We start from the raw sequence: 13,153 nt of genomic DNA on the forward strand, positions 1-13,153 counted from the left end.
CCCAGCCCCGGCGCTGGGCGCGGGCCGCGCAGCGCGCGGCGTTCCAGACGGCGCCAGGCGGCGAGCCAGGCCGAGCGTTCCATCCCCGCTGCCGCCAGCGGATGCTTCACCAGGGCCAGCAGCGGCACCGGCGCGAAATCCTCGGCGACGCAGCGCGCGAGCAGGCGCAGGAAGGCGCCGGCCGGTGTTTCGCCCAGCGGCTCGCCGGCGCTGTCATCGGCGGTGACGCCGTGGCGTGCGAGCTCCGCCGAGACACGGCGCGCCAGCTCCCGGTCCGGCGTCACCAGCGCGGCACGGGCCCCCGGCGTCTCCAGCGTCTCGCGCAGCAGCAGCGCGACGGCGGCGGCCTCGACGCTGGCATCCGGCGCCGTCAGCAGCGACAGCCCGGTCAGCCCCTCCTGCCAATGCGGTGCCGCGCGCCGCGTCCAATCCGTGAGGCCCCGGGGCGGGCGCAACGCCATGCCGATCAGCTCGGCGCGGCGCTCCGGCACCACGGGAACAGGGTCATCCAGCCAGGGCGCGACATCGTCGCGCGCCGCATCGATCGTATCCAGCAGCCGCGCCTGGCTGGAGAAGGGATGCGTCGGCGCCTCCGCGATCGCGTCCCACAGCGTCTCGCGGCTTGCCTGGTCGACGCCGTGCAGCACCACCGCACCCTGCGGCAGCCGCGCGATCACCGACAGCAGCCTGGCGGCGGCGGGTACGGTGCCGCCGATGCCGATGCCAGCGGCGATCACGGGGTCCGCGGGCGGCGCGGCACGCCAGGCCTCGGCCTGCGCCTCCAGCGCCTTCACGCGCCGCACGCCGATATCGAGCAGCTCGGTCTCCCGCAGCCAGGCGTTCCATTCCTCGACGATCCCGCGCAGGAAGATCAGCGTGATCTCCCAGTGGCGCGCGTGCGCCTCCGGAACCAGCGCCTTCAGGCGCGTCAGCCAGGTCTCGGCGAAGTCCTCCGGCGGGCGCGCGAGCAGCGCGGCGTCGCGTTCCTCCAGCGCGATCTCGTCGAAGAGCCGCGCGAGTTCGCCGGCCAGCACCCAGGCCTGCTCCGGCGTCGCCGGGCCGCCGTAGCGTGGTGGCCGGCGCTGCACGAGGGCGGTCAGCACCGCCTGGCGGCGCAGCGCATCGACGGCGGGCGGGATCTCGAGCAGGGAGGGCAGCGCCAACTCATCGGCGTCTTCCGTGGACAGCCCGGCCAGCGCGGGCATGCGCGGCAGCAACAGGGCGCGGCCGCCGGCGGCGCGCAGGAAGGCCTCGCGCAGTGCCCGCGCGGAGCGCCGCGTCGGCAGCAGGATGGTGGTCTTCGCCAGTGCCTCCGGCCCATCCCCCGCCGCCCGCTGCAACACGCCGGCAGCCAGCGTGTCGAGGAAGGGCCGATGCGCGGGGATGTCGAAGAGGCGCATGCGCTCCGCTCAGAACAAGGCGCGCGTCAGGCCGCTGCGCAGCGCGAGCTCGGCCCGCTCCAGATCGCGCGGCGTCGAGAGATGGAACCACACCCCGTCATGCACCAGGCCGAACAGCCGCTCCGCTTCGATGGCGCGGTCATAGAGGCGATTGAGGCTGAAGGCGCCCTCGGTCGCGCCGTCGAACAGGCGCGGATGCAGGATCTGCACGCCGCCAAAGAGATAGGGCGACATCTCCCGCTCCTTCGGCCGGCGCAGCCGCCCGAGCGGATCCAGCATGAAGTCGCCGAGCCCGACCTCGCCATCCACCTGCGCGGTGCGCACCAGCAGCAGCAGCCCGTCCATGTCAGCCGCGTCGAAGGCGGCGGCGAGCCGCTCCAGCGCCGGTGTCGGGCCGTTCAGCCAATAGGCGTCGCCATTCACCACTGCGAAGGGCGCGTCGCCCAGCAGCGGCAGCGCGCGCTTCACGCCACCGCCGGTCTCCAGCAGCGTCCGCTCGTGCTGGATTGCAATGCGCGGCGCGGTGCGGTCGGCCAGCAGCGCCTCGATCTGCGCCGCATGCCAATGCGCGTTCACCACCGTCTCCGCAACCCCGGCATCATCGAGCCGATCGAGCGCGTGCTCCAGCAGCGTGCGCCCGGCCAGCGGCAGCAGCGGCTTTGGTCGATCATCAGTCAGTGGCCGCATGCGGGTGCCGAGGCCGGCGGCGAGAACCATGGCGTGGGAGAGTGGCGTCATGCGGCATCGATCCGGAGGGCGGGGGGATTGCCGCGGAGCGCGCGCGGCACATGGGTATCGAGAAAGTTGCGGAGCGGCGCGGTCGTGTCATGCGCCAGCGCGGCCTCGAGCAGCGCCCAGCAGCGCGGCCCGTGCGGCAGGTAGTGCGGCTTGCCGTCGCGCCGTTCCAGCCGCACCCAGAGTGCCGCGACGCGCAGGTGCCGCTGCGCCGCGCAGGCCGCCATCGCGGCGTGGAATTCCGTTGCGTCCAGCGTCGGGCGCAGCGCCAGGTAGCGTGCAATGCTCGCGCTCCGGATCGCAGGCGCCACATCACGCCGCGCATCCTCGATCAACGAGACCAGGTCATAGGCGGGATGACCGAGCGCCGCGTCCTGGAAGTCGAGGATGCCGGTGCGCCGCGCGCCGTCACGCGTGGGGATGCGGATCAGGTTCGCCGGGAAGAAGTCGCGATGGACGAAGGCGCCGGCATTCTCGAAAGGCGCCATCATGGCGCGGATTGCAGTATCCAAGGCGGCACGCTGCGCCGCATCGGGCATGGCGCCGAAGGCCGCCGGCCACCACCAGTCGAGGAAGGTCGCGGCCGCGGTGCGGGCCATCGCGGCGCCGTCCCAGCGCGGCAGCCCCGCGGGCGGCGGCTCCGCGTGCAAGCCCGCCAGGGCCTCGACCGCCTCGGCATAGAGCGGCGCGGGATCGGCGCCGGCATCGAGCAGCATGGCATGCGTCGCCTCGCCGAGATCCTCGATCAGCAGCAGGTTGCGCGCCCGGTCCTCGGCCAGCACCTCCGGCGCCGAAAGCCCGATCGCGGCGATGTGCCCGGCGATGCGGAGAAAGGCGTCGAGATGCTCCGGGTCCTCGACCAGCAGCGCCGGGCGCGGACCGCCGGTCAGCCGCGTGTAACGCCGGAACCCGGCATCGCCGGGCAGCGGGACGCGCTGCGCGGCGCCGAAGCCGTGGGTGGCAAGAAAATCGTCGCTCATTACAGTCCCTGCAGCCGCGCCGGGGGCCAGCCGGACAGCCGCGCAACCCGCGCATCGTCGTCATCCCCCGGCGCCAGCGCCACGGTCAGCGCATCGCGCGGTCGCAGCGCGCCCAGGCGGTCCGGCCATTCCACGATCACGATGCCCTCCCGCGCTTCATCCCAGCCCAGCTCCAATACTTCCTCGGCGCGGCCGAGTCGGTAGAGGTCAAAATGATGCGCGATGCCGCGCGGCAGCTCATAACCCTGCACCAGGGTGAAGGTCGGGCTCGGCACCTCCAGCGCCGGCGCCCCGGCCGCCGCCCGCAGCAGGGCCCGGGCGAAGGCGCTCTTTCCAGCCCCCAGCGGGCCTTCCAGCAGCACGGCGTCGCCCGGCGCCAGCAATGCGGCCAGGCGGGCCGCCAGCGCCTCCGTGGCGGCCAGGTTCGGCAGGGTCCGTTCGATCACGCAAAGGGTCCGGCTTTGATCCGAGGGCCCATGTCGTCTATCACCCCCGCCCCAGGCAAGGGGAGCCGCATGCCCGAGACGCTCGAGACGGATGTCGTGATCATCGGCGCGGGGCCGGTCGGCCTTTTCGCGGTGTTCGAATGCGGCATGCTGCGCATGAAATGCATCGTGGTCGACGCGCTCGACGCCATCGGCGGCCAGTGCAGCGCGCTCTACCCCGAGAAGCCGATCTTCGACATCCCCGCGCATCCGCAGATCGCGGCCTCTGACCTCGTGCTTCAGCTCGAGCACCAAGCTGCCCCCTTCGACCCCATCTACCTGCTCGGCCGCCGGGTGGAAGCGCTGCGCCAGGAGGAGGGGGGCTTCACCCTCATTACCTCGGCCGGCGACACGCTGCGCGCCAAGGCGGTGGTGATCGCGGCCGGCGCCGGCGCCTTCGGCCCCAACCGGCCGCCGCTCGAGGGCCTGCCGGGCTATGAGGCCGGCGGCGGCGTCCGCTACCTGGTCGCCAAGCGCGAGGCCTTCCGTGGCAAGCGCGTGGTCATCGCCGGCGGCGGCGACAGCGCCGTCGACTGGGCGCTGAGCCTCAAGGACATCGCCGCCAAGGTCGTCGTCGTCCACCGCCGCGACAAATTCCGCGCCGCCCCCGAAACCGTCGCGCAGATGCAGGCGGCCGCCGAGCGCGGCGAGATCGAGATGGCGATCCCCTACCAGCTCCACGGCCTGGACGGCGACGGCACCACCCTGACCGGCGTCCGCCTGGCGACCCTGAAAGGCGAGGAGAAGCTGGTCCCCGCCGACCACCTGCTCGCCTTCTTCGGCCTTTCCATGGAACTCGGCTCCATCGCCGACTGGGGCCTCGGCCTGGAACGCAGCCACATCGCCGTCACACCGGCGACCTGCGAAACCAACATCCCCGGCATCCACGCGATCGGCGACATCGCGACCTACCCGGGCAAGCTGAAACTCATCCTGCAAGGCTTCTCCGAAGCCGCCATGGCCGCCCACGCCATCCACCCCCGCGTCTTCCCCGGCGAAGCCCTGCACTTCGAATACTCGACCACCAAGGGCGTGCCTGGGTGAGGTGGCGCTGTCCCGGAGAGGGCTCTGCCCTCTCCGGACCTCACCCGGCAGGAGCCTAGGGCCCCTGCACCCCGATCATTTTAGCGCCCTGATTGCCAAGGGGGCCGCCGCGAAGCCTTGGCAATCAGGGCACCAAGTGAAGCAGGTCCAGGAGGATCTATCCTCCTGGTGGGTGGGGTCTGGGGAGGGCAAAGCCCTCCCCAGGGCGGCGCATCCTCACCGCCAGGGCGTGGCTTCCCAGATGCGGCGGTAGCGGGCTTCCTGGGCGGGCATCTGGCGTTCCCATTCCGGCCCGGAGAGGTAGGCGATCGGCAGTTCCAGGCGCTTCGCCTGTTCCTGCCAGCCTGGCAGGGTGAGGACCTTGGCGACGGCCTGGTCGACGCGGTGGGCGATCTCGTCCGGCACGTCGCGCGGCGCGGCGAGGCCGCGTTCGCTGCTCATGACCACGTCGAAGCCCTGTTCGCGGAAGGTGGGCACGCTGGCCATCTCGCTCCAGCGTTCGGCGGACATGGCGGCGAGGGGGCGGACCAGGGCGCGGTCCTGGCCGAGGATGCCCATCTCGCCGAGGTTGATGCCGGCGACCTGGATGTGGCCGGCGATGAGTGCGGTCTTCACCTGGCCGGCGCCGGCATAGGGCGCGTGGATGAACTTGGTGCCGCTCGCCGCCTCGAGCAGGGTCAGGCCGAGATGGTCGTCGGTGCCGACGCCGGAGGAGCCGACGGCGATGGTCTCCGGCGTGCGGCGCGCGGCTTCGACCAGGTCGTTGATGGTGCGGAAGGGGCTGTCGTCGCGGACCACGAAGGCGGTGGGGTCATCGACCACGCGGGCCACCGGGCGGATGCGGGCGCGGTCGTAGCGGACGCGGCGCTCGATGCCGACGGAGATGTAGCCGGGCGTGTTGATGTAGCCGAAGGTGTAGCCGTCCGGCCGCGCGGTTTGCAGCGCGGTATAGGCGGTCTCGCCGCCGGCGCCGGCGCGGTTCAGCACGACGAAGCGGGCGCCGGGCAGCTCGGCTTCCAGGAAGGGCGCGATGGCGCGGGCCATCACGTCGGTACCGCCGCCGGGGGCGAAGCCGACGATGACCTCGATCGGGCGGGCGGCGGGCCAGGCGGCCTGCGCGAGGGCGGGGCGGGCCAGCGCCGTCGCGGCACTGGCACCGAGCAGGGCGCGGCGGGTGATGGCGGGCATCACAGGCCCTCGCAGCCCAGGCGCTTCAGGGAGGCATCGACCCAGGACCGGTCGGAGGTGCCGGCCTCGATCGCCGCCATCTGCTTCTCTTCGGCCGCATGCTTGGCGCGGGTCGCGGCGAGGATCGCCTCGGCCTCGTCGATCGCGACCGCGAGCAGCCCGTCCTCGTCGCCGATGATCAGGTCGCCAGGTGCGACGATCATGCCGTCGAAGGCGACCGGCACGTTGATCTCACCGGGGCCGTCCTTGTAGGGGCCGCGATGGGTGATGCCGGCCGCATAGACCGGGAAGGGCTGCCCGGCGATCGCCGCGCTGTCGCGGATCGCGCCGTTGATGACGATGCCGCCGAGCCGCTTCTTCACCATCTGCGCCAGCATCAGCTCGCCGATGATGGCATTCGTCAGGTCGCCGCCGGCATCGACGACGATGACGTCGCCGGCGGCAGCGAGATCGATCGCCTTGTGCACCATCAGGTTGTCGCCGGGCCGGGACTTCACGGTGAAGGCCGGGCCCGCCATGACGCCGCCCTTGTGCATCGGGCGCAGCCGCGGGCCGCCGGCCGTCATGCGGCTCATGCAGTCGCTGATGTTCGCGACCGGCAGCGCCGCGAAGGCGGCCACCAGCTCGGGCGAGATGGCGCGCTCGCGCTTCAGGATCCGGAAACCGGTGGGCATGCGACTTTCCTCCGAGGCCGGGCGCGCTGAGGCACCCCTTGAAATGAAATGGCGTTGCGATTTACTTCCATCCCCCAGAAGGGTGCAAGCCCTGCCGTCGGAGTGCGCGATGACCACGAGGACGCCCCGCCCGAAGCCCGCGCTCGATGGCGTCGCCGCCGCCGGCCGGGCGCTTGCCATCCTGTCGGCCTTCCGCAAGGGGGACCGGCATCTGTCGCTGGCTGTCCTGTCGGACCGCACGGGGCTGGTGAAGAGCACGATCATGCGCCTCGCCATCTCGCTGGAGGCGCAGGGTTTCCTGGCGCGCACGCCGGAGGGCGCATACCGCCTGGATGCGGAGCTGCTGCGGCTCGGCTCCATCTACCGGGACGCCTTCGGGCTGGAGGCGCATGTGCTGCCGGTGCTGGAAGCGCTGGTCGCCCGCACCGGGGAGACGGCGGGCTTCTACGTCCGCCATGGCGAACGCCGGCTCTGCCTGTTCCGGGTGGACAGCCCGCATCTGCTGCGCATGCATGTGCGCCCGGGCGAGACACTGCCGATGGATGACAGCGCAACCGCGCAGGTGTTGCGCGCCTTCGGGCGGCGGCCGCTTCCGGCCAAGGCGCGGGCGATGGCGCTGCCGGCCTGGACCTCGGGTGCGACCGATCCCGACACGGCGTCACTGGCGATGCCGGTCTTCGGCCCCGGCCCGGATCTGGCGGGGGCGCTGATGCTCTCGGGCCCGATCAGCCGGATGGATGCGCGACGCGCGGAAGCCGCCAAGCCATTGCTGCGGGAGGCGGCCGCTGGCCTGACCCGGGCACTCGGCGGCGAGGCGCCGGCAGCGCTCAGCGACGCCGCGGCGTGACGCGGCCGAGCAGCTCTTCCCACCTGGCCGAAGCGCGTCCATGGCGCATCAGGCCCCGTCCCCGTCCAGGAAAGCCAGACGCATGACCAAGATCCTGATCACCGGCCCGGCGCTCAGCGCCGAGGGCACCGCGGAGGCGGCGCGGCTTGGCCTGACCTTGGTGACGTCGAAGCCCTACCTGCCGCCGGCCGAGACCGCCGCCATCGCGGCGGAGTTGCGGCCGGACGCGATCATCGTGCGCCAGGGCGCGGTCACGGCCGAGGTGATGGATGCGGCGCCGACGCTCCGCGTGATCGTCAAGCACGGGGTCGGCTACGACAATATCGAGGTCGCGGCGGCCACGGCGCGCGGCATCCCGGTGATGCTGGCTCGCGGCGCCAACAGCCAGTCGGTGGCCGAGCTCGCCTTCGGCCTGATGTTCACCGTGGCGCGCCAGACCGCGCATCTGACTGCGCGCATGCGCGCGGGTCAGTGGGACAAGGCCACGCATACGGGAACGGAGCTGTTCGGCCGCACCCTCGGCATCGTCGGCCTCGGCGATATCGGCGGCATCCTGGCCGGCCTCGTCGCGCCGCTGCGCATGCCGGTCCGCATTTTCGATCCCTTCCTGCCGGAGGGCGCGGCGCTGCCTGAGGGTGCGGAGCAAGTGCAAAGCCTCGATGCGCTGCTCGCAGTGAGCGACATCCTCAGCCTGCACTGCCCGCTGAGTCCGGCGACGCATCACATGATCGGCGCGCCGCAGCTCGCCGCGATGCGCCGGGGTTCCTTCCTGATCAACACCGCGCGCGGCGGGCTGGCGGATGCCGATGCGCTCGCGGTCGCGCTGCAGGATGGGCCGATCGCCGGCGCCGCACTCGATGTCTTCGAGCCGGAGCCGCCGGTCTTCACGCATCCGATCTTCGCCTTGCCGAACCTGGTCGCGACGCCGCATGCCGGCGCCAGCACCCAGGCGGCGAAGGATCGATCGGGTGTGCTGGCGCTGCGCCATATCTGCGACGTGATCGAAGGCCGGGCGCCGGATGCGCGGGCCATCGTGAACCGGGACGTGCTGGCCGCCCGCTAGCGCATTTTGGTTTGACGAGCAGATTCACGCCTCCGGGCATTCCGCCCTTCGACGATCTGCTCGAGGCCCCCGCGAATCTCTTCACCCGTTCAGGCGTGTACGCCCGAACGGGAACTGCTCTAGGCTGGACGCAAAAGGAGAGAAAGCGTCCATGCCTCCATCGATCTCCGCCTGGCCGGGCGGCGCCCATGTCGCCGTCATGGTCACCGTGATGTATGAGACCTGGCCGGAGGGGAAGGCGCCGCCCTATTCCCCGATGGCGAGCGCGCTGCGCGAAGGCGTCGTCGATCGCCAGGGCATCTCCTGGGCGGAGTATGGCGGCCGCACCGGCATCTGGACGCTGGCGCGCATCCTGCGCGATTTCGATATCAAGGCGACGGTCTGCGCCAATGCCCGCGCCGCCGAACGCTATCCGGACTCGGTCCGTGCGCTGGTCGGGGGCGGGCATGAGATCGCCGGCCATTCCTATACCCAAAACATGTTCCTGCCCTATCTCGAACCCCCCGAGGAGCAGGCGCTGATCCGCCGCTGCACGGCGATCCTGACCGATGTCGCCGGCACCAAGCCGGTCGGCTGGGCGAGCCCGCGCATGACGCCGACGGAACACACGGCGCGCTTCCTCGCCGAGGATGGCTACCTCTGGCATGGCGACTACAACGACACCGACCTGCCCTATGTGGTCGAGACCGGCGCCGGCCGGGTCGTCGCGCTGATGCACAGCGACTTCACCGACAACCGGGTGATGCGCGGCAGCCCGCGCGACTTCCTCGACGTCTATCGCGACACCTATGACTACCTGCGCGGAACCGGGCGGCCGGAGATCCTGAACCTGACCCTGCACGCGCATTTCGGCGGCCGCCCGCCGATGGCCGCGGCCTTCAGCCAGATCCTGCGGCATATCCAGGCCAGCGGCGGTGCCTGGTTCGCGCGCCATGACGAGCTGGCGCGCTGGGTGCTGGACCAGGGCGCGACACCATGAGCGTTGTCACCCGCCGCGCCGCACTCGGCGCGGCCGCGCTGCTCGCCACCGCCCCGGCGCGCGCGCAGCCTGCCTGGCCGTCGCGCAGCATCCAGGTGATCGTCCCCTATGCGCCAGGCGGCACCGGCGATGTCTTCGCCCGGCTGCTGTCGGAGCGGCTGCGCGCCGCACTCGGCCAGGCGGTGGTGATCGAGAACCGCTCCGGCGCCTCCGGCACTATCGGCACCCAGTCGGTGGTGCGCGCGCAGCCGGACGGGCACACGCTGCTGTTTGGCCAGGCGCCGGAGATCGCGATCGCGAAGAGCTTCCTGCCCAACACCGGCTATGACGCGGAACGCGACCTGCTGCCAGTGGCGCTGGTCGGCAACGCGGCGCTGGCGCTCTGCGTCAACGCCGCATCGCCCTATCGCAGCGTCGGCGACATCGTCGCGGCGGCGCGGGCGCGGCGCGGCTCGGTCACCTTCGCGAGCTCGGGCGGCGGCACGCCCGGGCATTTCGCGGCGGAGGTGCTGTCGCTCCGCGCCGGCGGCGGCATGGTGCATGTGCCCTATCGCGGCGGCGGCCCGGCACTGATCGACCTGCTCGGCGGCCATATCGACTTCTTCTTCTCGGGCATGCCCGGCGCGGTGCCGCATGCGCGCGAGGGCAAGCTCCGCATCGTCGCCGTCTCCACCGCGCGCCGGATCCCCGGGGCACCGGAGATCCCGACCGTGCAGGAAGGCGGCATCGCCGATTTCGACCTCAGCCTCTGGGGCGGCTTCTTCGCCCCTTCGGGAACGCCCGCCGGCGTGGTGCGGCGCCTGAACGCGGAAGTGAACAGGCTGCTCGAGGATGCCGCCATCCGCGACCGCTTGGTGCAGGAAGGCGCCGAGGTGCGCGCCCTCTCGCCCGAGGAGTTCGGCGCCTTCGTCCGCGCGGAGATCGCGAAATACGCCGAGGTGATCCGCATCACCGGCGTGCGCCCGGACTGACGGTGGGTGCATCCGAGAAGGGGCTTCGCCCCTCCCGGCCCTACCCCACCAGGAGGCTGGAGCCTCCTGGACCTGCTTCACTTGGTGCCCTGATTGCGAAGAGGTCACCGGCGCTGCTGCGCCGGTGACCTCTTCGCAATCAGGGCGTCAAAGTAATCGGGGTGCAGGGGCCCTAGGCTCCTGCCGGGTGGGGTTCGGGGAGGGCAGCGCCCTCCCTGAGGACAGCGCTACCGCCGCCGGAACCGCTCCACCGCGCCGACCAGCGCCGTCCGCACGCCCGGCTCCAGCGCTGAATGCCCGGCATCCGGGATGATGGTCAGCCGCGCGCGCGGCCAGGCCTCGGCCAGTTCGAAGGCGGTCTGCGGCGGGCAGACCATGTCGTAGCGGCCCTGCACGATCTCGGCCTGGATATGCGCGACGCGGTGCATCCCGCCCAGCAGCCCGCCTTCGGGCAGGAACAGCTTGTGCGCGAAGTAATGCGCCTCGATCCGCGCGAGGCCGAGGGCGGTGCGGTCCTGGGCGAAGCTCGCCACCGTCTCCGGCGAGGGCATCAGGGTGGAGCAGGATCCCTCATACTGGCTCCAGGCGCGCGCCGCCGGCTGGTGCACCGTCGGGTCGGGATCGCAGAGCCGTTTCAGGTAGCCGCCGAGCAGATCGTCCCGCTCCTCCGGCGGCAAATGTTCGGCGAAGGCGGCCCAGGCATCGGGGAAGACCCGGCGCAGCCCGTACAGGAACCAGTCCACCTCCGCCTCGCGGCCCAGGAAGACGCCGCGCAGCACGCAGCCCTGCACCCGCTCGGGATGGGCCTGGGCATAGGCCAGCGCCAGCGTCGACCCCCAGGAGCCGCCGAACAGCAGCCAGGTCTCGATGCCGAGGAAGCGGCGCAGCACCTCGATGTCGGAGACGAGGTCGGGGGTGGTGTTGTCGCGCAGCTCACCCAGCGGGCGGGAGCGCCCGGCGCCGCGCTGGTCGAAGATGATGATCCGCCAGTGATGCGGATCGAAGAAGCGCCGATGCACCGCACCCGCCCCGGCGCCCGGGCCGCCGTGCAGGAACAGTGCCGGCTGCCCGCGCGGGTTGCCGACCTGTTCCCAGTACATGACGTGGCCGGAGGAGAGCGGCAGCAGGCCGGTCTCGAAGGGTGCGATATCGGGGAAAAGGTCGCCGCGGGGCATGCGGCGCACTGTGCTTTGCGGCGCCTTTCGGTGCAACACTTCGGCAAGGGGCGGCATTTTTCTGGCCATGGGCCGTGCAAGCCCCTTCGCCTCGCCCCGTTGCGTGACTAGGTTTCCATCATCATGGCCTTGAAGCCCTCCGCGGGTTCCCGCGCTGCCGACGCCACTGCCCGACGCTGCGGCGTCTGCGGGCAGGAGAGCCGGCAGTTCCTGTTCCGGCCCGGCCCGCCCGAGCAGGCGCCGGATCTCGACCTGCGCCCCGGGGAGCCGGTGCGCGGCACCATGGCGCGCTGGCTGCAGCAATGCCCGCATTGCGGCTATGCCGCACCGGACATCGCCCGGGCCCATCCGGCCGCCGCCGCCGCGGTCGGCGCCGCGCCCTTCCGCGCCCTGATCGCGGAGGGTGGCCATCCCCCGCTCGCCCGCCGCTTCCTCGCCTGGGCGCATGTGCTGGAAGAGACCGGCGCGCTGCACGCCGCGGCCGAGGCCACCCTGCATGCCGCCTGGGTCGCCGACGATCTCGGCCAGACGGAGCTGGCGTGCGACTGGCGGCTGGATGCGGTGGCGCTCTGGCGCGGCGGACCGCCGCTCGATCATGAGCAGACGGTCAGGGTCATCGATGCGCTGCGCCGCGCCGAGGCCTTCCCCGATGCCGGCGCCACGGCCGAGGACCTCGCCCGATCAAGCCCGCCGGAGGCGGTGGCGCAGGTCATCGCGCTGGAACGCCGGCTGATCGCGGCCGGCGATGCCGGGCGGCACAGCGTCGCCTCCGCCCTGCCGCCCCCGTCCCGGCGCCCGCACGCGACCATGCGCGGCCCGCGTTCGCCGGTAGGCGAGGGGTTCTTCGCGAAGCTGAAGCGGCTGTTCCGCCGCGGCTAGAACATGATGCGCTCGCAAGCGCTCGCGCATCATGCTCCAGCCCTTTGTTTGATCGCGTGATTCAGACTCTTCGGCGATTCCGCCTCAAGTCATCACGCTCTAGGCGATCCGTCCTCGATCAGCCGGCGCTGGTCGACAGGACGATGTCGATGGCGGCGATGATGCGGCCGCTCACCGCATCATCCGCCAGGGAGGCGACCACGGGGCCCAGCACCTCGCGGGGGACCGTCTGCAGTTGCAGAGGATCGAGGACGACCTCCTGCCCTTCGATCCGGAAACGCGGCGCCAGTTCCGGATAGTGCGATGCCTCCGGCATGGCTGCCGCCAGCAAGGGGGCGACCAGGCGCCGCGCATGGGCATCGAAGCGCCGCGACTGCACGATGACGACGAAAGGGATGGCGACCCGGTTGCGGCCGGGATTCCGGTGGACGTCGAACTGCGCCATCAGAGGGTGGAGAACTCGTCCCCGAAGGCACCATGCCGCGCGATGAAGCCGTTGGACGCTTCGACCAGCGCATCGATCTGCCGCTGTGTTTCCGCGCGCCGGGTAGTTTCGGCGTCGACGAATTCGGCCAGCAGGGTTTCGACGGTGTCCGACAGGTTGGATGTCAGGTCCTTGGCCCGCCGGACGAGATCGCTGTTGAGGCTCAGATTCACCGGGCGCTTCAACGCCCTGCTGTCGAAATGCGTCATCGGTGCGCCTCCTGCGCATAAGCATGCGCATGACAATGGC

Annotated in this window: 14 protein-coding genes and 1 pseudogene; 6 read left to right on the forward strand and 9 right to left on the reverse strand. The window is 71.6% G+C overall.

The window, feature by feature from the left end:
• From GXW71_RS30350 to tsaE, 4 genes and pseudogenes are all read right to left on the reverse strand, one after another.
• Positions 1-1,400: pseudogene (locus tag GXW71_RS30350) on the reverse strand (double-strand break repair protein AddB); the annotation flags it as partial.
• 9 nt (positions 1,401-1,409) lie between these two features.
• Complete coding sequence (locus tag GXW71_RS30355; protein ID WP_211856575.1) at positions 1,410-2,138, reverse strand: nucleotidyltransferase family protein; 729 nt, start codon at positions 2,136-2,138, stop codon at positions 1,410-1,412.
• Positions 2,135-3,115, reverse strand: a complete 981-nt coding sequence (locus GXW71_RS30360) for an aminoglycoside phosphotransferase family protein (protein ID WP_211856577.1) — start codon at positions 3,113-3,115, stop codon at positions 2,135-2,137. Before GXW71_RS30360 ends, GXW71_RS30355 begins: the two co-directional genes overlap by 4 nt.
• The gene (tsaE, locus tag GXW71_RS30365; RefSeq protein ID WP_211856579.1) at positions 3,115-3,561 is read right to left on the reverse strand and encodes a tRNA (adenosine(37)-N6)-threonylcarbamoyltransferase complex ATPase subunit type 1 TsaE; all 447 of its coding nucleotides are present in this window, start codon (positions 3,559-3,561) and stop codon (positions 3,115-3,117) included. Before tsaE ends, GXW71_RS30360 begins: the two co-directional genes overlap by 1 nt.
• Positions 3,562-3,630: 69 nt before the next feature.
• Here tsaE and GXW71_RS30370 point away from each other — a divergent pair, with 69 nt between their 5' ends.
• Entirely contained in the window at positions 3,631-4,644 is a 1,014-nt protein-coding gene (locus GXW71_RS30370) for an NAD(P)/FAD-dependent oxidoreductase (RefSeq protein WP_211856581.1), read from the forward strand.
• A gap of 216 nt (positions 4,645-4,860) precedes the next feature.
• Here GXW71_RS30370 and GXW71_RS30375 read toward each other — a convergent pair whose 3' ends face one another.
• Together GXW71_RS30375 and GXW71_RS30380 are read right to left on the reverse strand one after the other, a co-directional pair.
• On the reverse strand, positions 4,861-5,832 hold the full coding sequence (locus tag GXW71_RS30375; protein WP_211856583.1) for a tripartite tricarboxylate transporter substrate binding protein: 972 nt from the start codon (positions 5,830-5,832) through the stop codon (positions 4,861-4,863).
• Positions 5,832-6,506, reverse strand: a complete 675-nt coding sequence (locus tag GXW71_RS30380) for an RraA family protein (protein WP_211856585.1) — start codon at positions 6,504-6,506, stop codon at positions 5,832-5,834. The genes GXW71_RS30375 and GXW71_RS30380 overlap by 1 nt, the downstream gene beginning before the upstream one ends.
• Before the next feature lie 109 nt (positions 6,507-6,615).
• Between GXW71_RS30380 and GXW71_RS30385 the strand changes: the two genes are divergently transcribed.
• The 4 genes from GXW71_RS30385 to GXW71_RS30400 all read left to right on the forward strand — a co-directional run bounded on the left by GXW71_RS30385 (position 6,616) and on the right by GXW71_RS30400 (position 10,366).
• Complete coding sequence (locus GXW71_RS30385; RefSeq protein ID WP_211856587.1) at positions 6,616-7,353, forward strand: IclR family transcriptional regulator; 738 nt, start codon at positions 6,616-6,618, stop codon at positions 7,351-7,353.
• Positions 7,354-7,435: 82 nt separating this feature from the next.
• Positions 7,436-8,416, forward strand: a complete 981-nt coding sequence (locus tag GXW71_RS30390; RefSeq protein WP_211856589.1) for a hydroxyacid dehydrogenase — start codon at positions 7,436-7,438, stop codon at positions 8,414-8,416.
• Between the two features lie 151 nt (positions 8,417-8,567).
• Positions 8,568-9,395 (forward strand): polysaccharide deacetylase family protein, encoded by an 828-nt coding sequence (locus GXW71_RS30395; RefSeq protein ID WP_211856593.1) that lies wholly within the window; start codon positions 8,568-8,570, stop codon positions 9,393-9,395.
• Positions 9,392-10,366 carry a Bug family tripartite tricarboxylate transporter substrate binding protein gene (locus GXW71_RS30400; RefSeq protein ID WP_211856595.1) on the forward strand — a complete coding sequence of 325 codons (975 nt, stop codon included), beginning with the start codon at positions 9,392-9,394 and terminating at the stop codon, positions 10,364-10,366. Before GXW71_RS30395 ends, GXW71_RS30400 begins: the two co-directional genes overlap by 4 nt.
• Before the next feature lie 227 nt (positions 10,367-10,593).
• On the opposite strand, the gene pip is transcribed toward GXW71_RS30400, so the two are convergent.
• Positions 10,594-11,541 (reverse strand): prolyl aminopeptidase, encoded by a 948-nt coding sequence (gene pip / locus GXW71_RS30405; RefSeq protein WP_211856597.1) that lies wholly within the window; start codon positions 11,539-11,541, stop codon positions 10,594-10,596.
• A gap of 123 nt (positions 11,542-11,664) precedes the next feature.
• On the opposite strand from pip, the gene GXW71_RS30410 reads away from it, so the two are divergent.
• Positions 11,665-12,420 carry a hypothetical protein gene (locus GXW71_RS30410; protein ID WP_211856599.1) on the forward strand — a complete coding sequence of 252 codons (756 nt, stop codon included), beginning with the start codon at positions 11,665-11,667 and terminating at the stop codon, positions 12,418-12,420.
• A gap of 118 nt (positions 12,421-12,538) precedes the next feature.
• Here GXW71_RS30410 and GXW71_RS30415 read toward each other — a convergent pair whose 3' ends face one another.
• Positions 12,539-12,865 carry a CcdB family protein gene (locus GXW71_RS30415; RefSeq protein WP_211856601.1) on the reverse strand — a complete coding sequence of 109 codons (327 nt, stop codon included), beginning with the start codon at positions 12,863-12,865 and terminating at the stop codon, positions 12,539-12,541.
• On the reverse strand, positions 12,865-13,113 hold the full coding sequence (locus GXW71_RS30420) for a type II toxin-antitoxin system CcdA family antitoxin (protein WP_211856610.1): 249 nt from the start codon (positions 13,111-13,113) through the stop codon (positions 12,865-12,867). Before GXW71_RS30420 ends, GXW71_RS30415 begins: the two co-directional genes overlap by 1 nt.
• Between the last annotated feature and the right edge of the window lie 40 nt (positions 13,114-13,153).

Origin of the sequence: Plastoroseomonas hellenica (assembly GCF_018129085.1) — a bacterium.
GTDB classification, from domain to species: Bacteria; Pseudomonadota; Alphaproteobacteria; order Acetobacterales; family Acetobacteraceae; genus Plastoroseomonas; species Plastoroseomonas hellenica.

Excerpts from the sequence above, each read along its gene's own strand:
- GXW71_RS30355 (WP_211856575.1), bottom strand. The coding sequence starts at position 2,138 with ATGACGCCACTCTCCCACGCCATGGTTCTCGCCGCCGGCCTCGGCACC.
- GXW71_RS30360 (WP_211856577.1), bottom strand. The coding sequence starts at position 3,115 with ATGAGCGACGATTTTCTTGCCACCCACGGCTTCGGCGCCGCGCAGCGC.
- GXW71_RS30370 (WP_211856581.1), top strand. The coding sequence starts at position 3,631 with ATGCCCGAGACGCTCGAGACGGATGTCGTGATCATCGGCGCGGGGCCG.
- GXW71_RS30375 (WP_211856583.1), bottom strand. The coding sequence starts at position 5,832 with ATGCCCGCCATCACCCGCCGCGCCCTGCTCGGTGCCAGTGCCGCGACG.
- GXW71_RS30380 (WP_211856585.1), bottom strand. The coding sequence starts at position 6,506 with ATGCCCACCGGTTTCCGGATCCTGAAGCGCGAGCGCGCCATCTCGCCC.
- GXW71_RS30385 (WP_211856587.1), top strand. The coding sequence starts at position 6,616 with ATGACCACGAGGACGCCCCGCCCGAAGCCCGCGCTCGATGGCGTCGCC.
- GXW71_RS30390 (WP_211856589.1), top strand. The coding sequence starts at position 7,436 with ATGACCAAGATCCTGATCACCGGCCCGGCGCTCAGCGCCGAGGGCACC.
- GXW71_RS30395 (WP_211856593.1), top strand. The coding sequence starts at position 8,568 with ATGCCTCCATCGATCTCCGCCTGGCCGGGCGGCGCCCATGTCGCCGTC.
- GXW71_RS30400 (WP_211856595.1), top strand. The coding sequence starts at position 9,392 with ATGAGCGTTGTCACCCGCCGCGCCGCACTCGGCGCGGCCGCGCTGCTC.
- pip (WP_211856597.1), bottom strand. The coding sequence starts at position 11,541 with ATGCCCCGCGGCGACCTTTTCCCCGATATCGCACCCTTCGAGACCGGC.
- GXW71_RS30410 (WP_211856599.1), top strand. The coding sequence starts at position 11,665 with ATGGCCTTGAAGCCCTCCGCGGGTTCCCGCGCTGCCGACGCCACTGCC.
- GXW71_RS30415 (WP_211856601.1), bottom strand. The coding sequence starts at position 12,865 with ATGGCGCAGTTCGACGTCCACCGGAATCCCGGCCGCAACCGGGTCGCC.
- GXW71_RS30420 (WP_211856610.1), bottom strand. The coding sequence starts at position 13,113 with ATGACGCATTTCGACAGCAGGGCGTTGAAGCGCCCGGTGAATCTGAGC.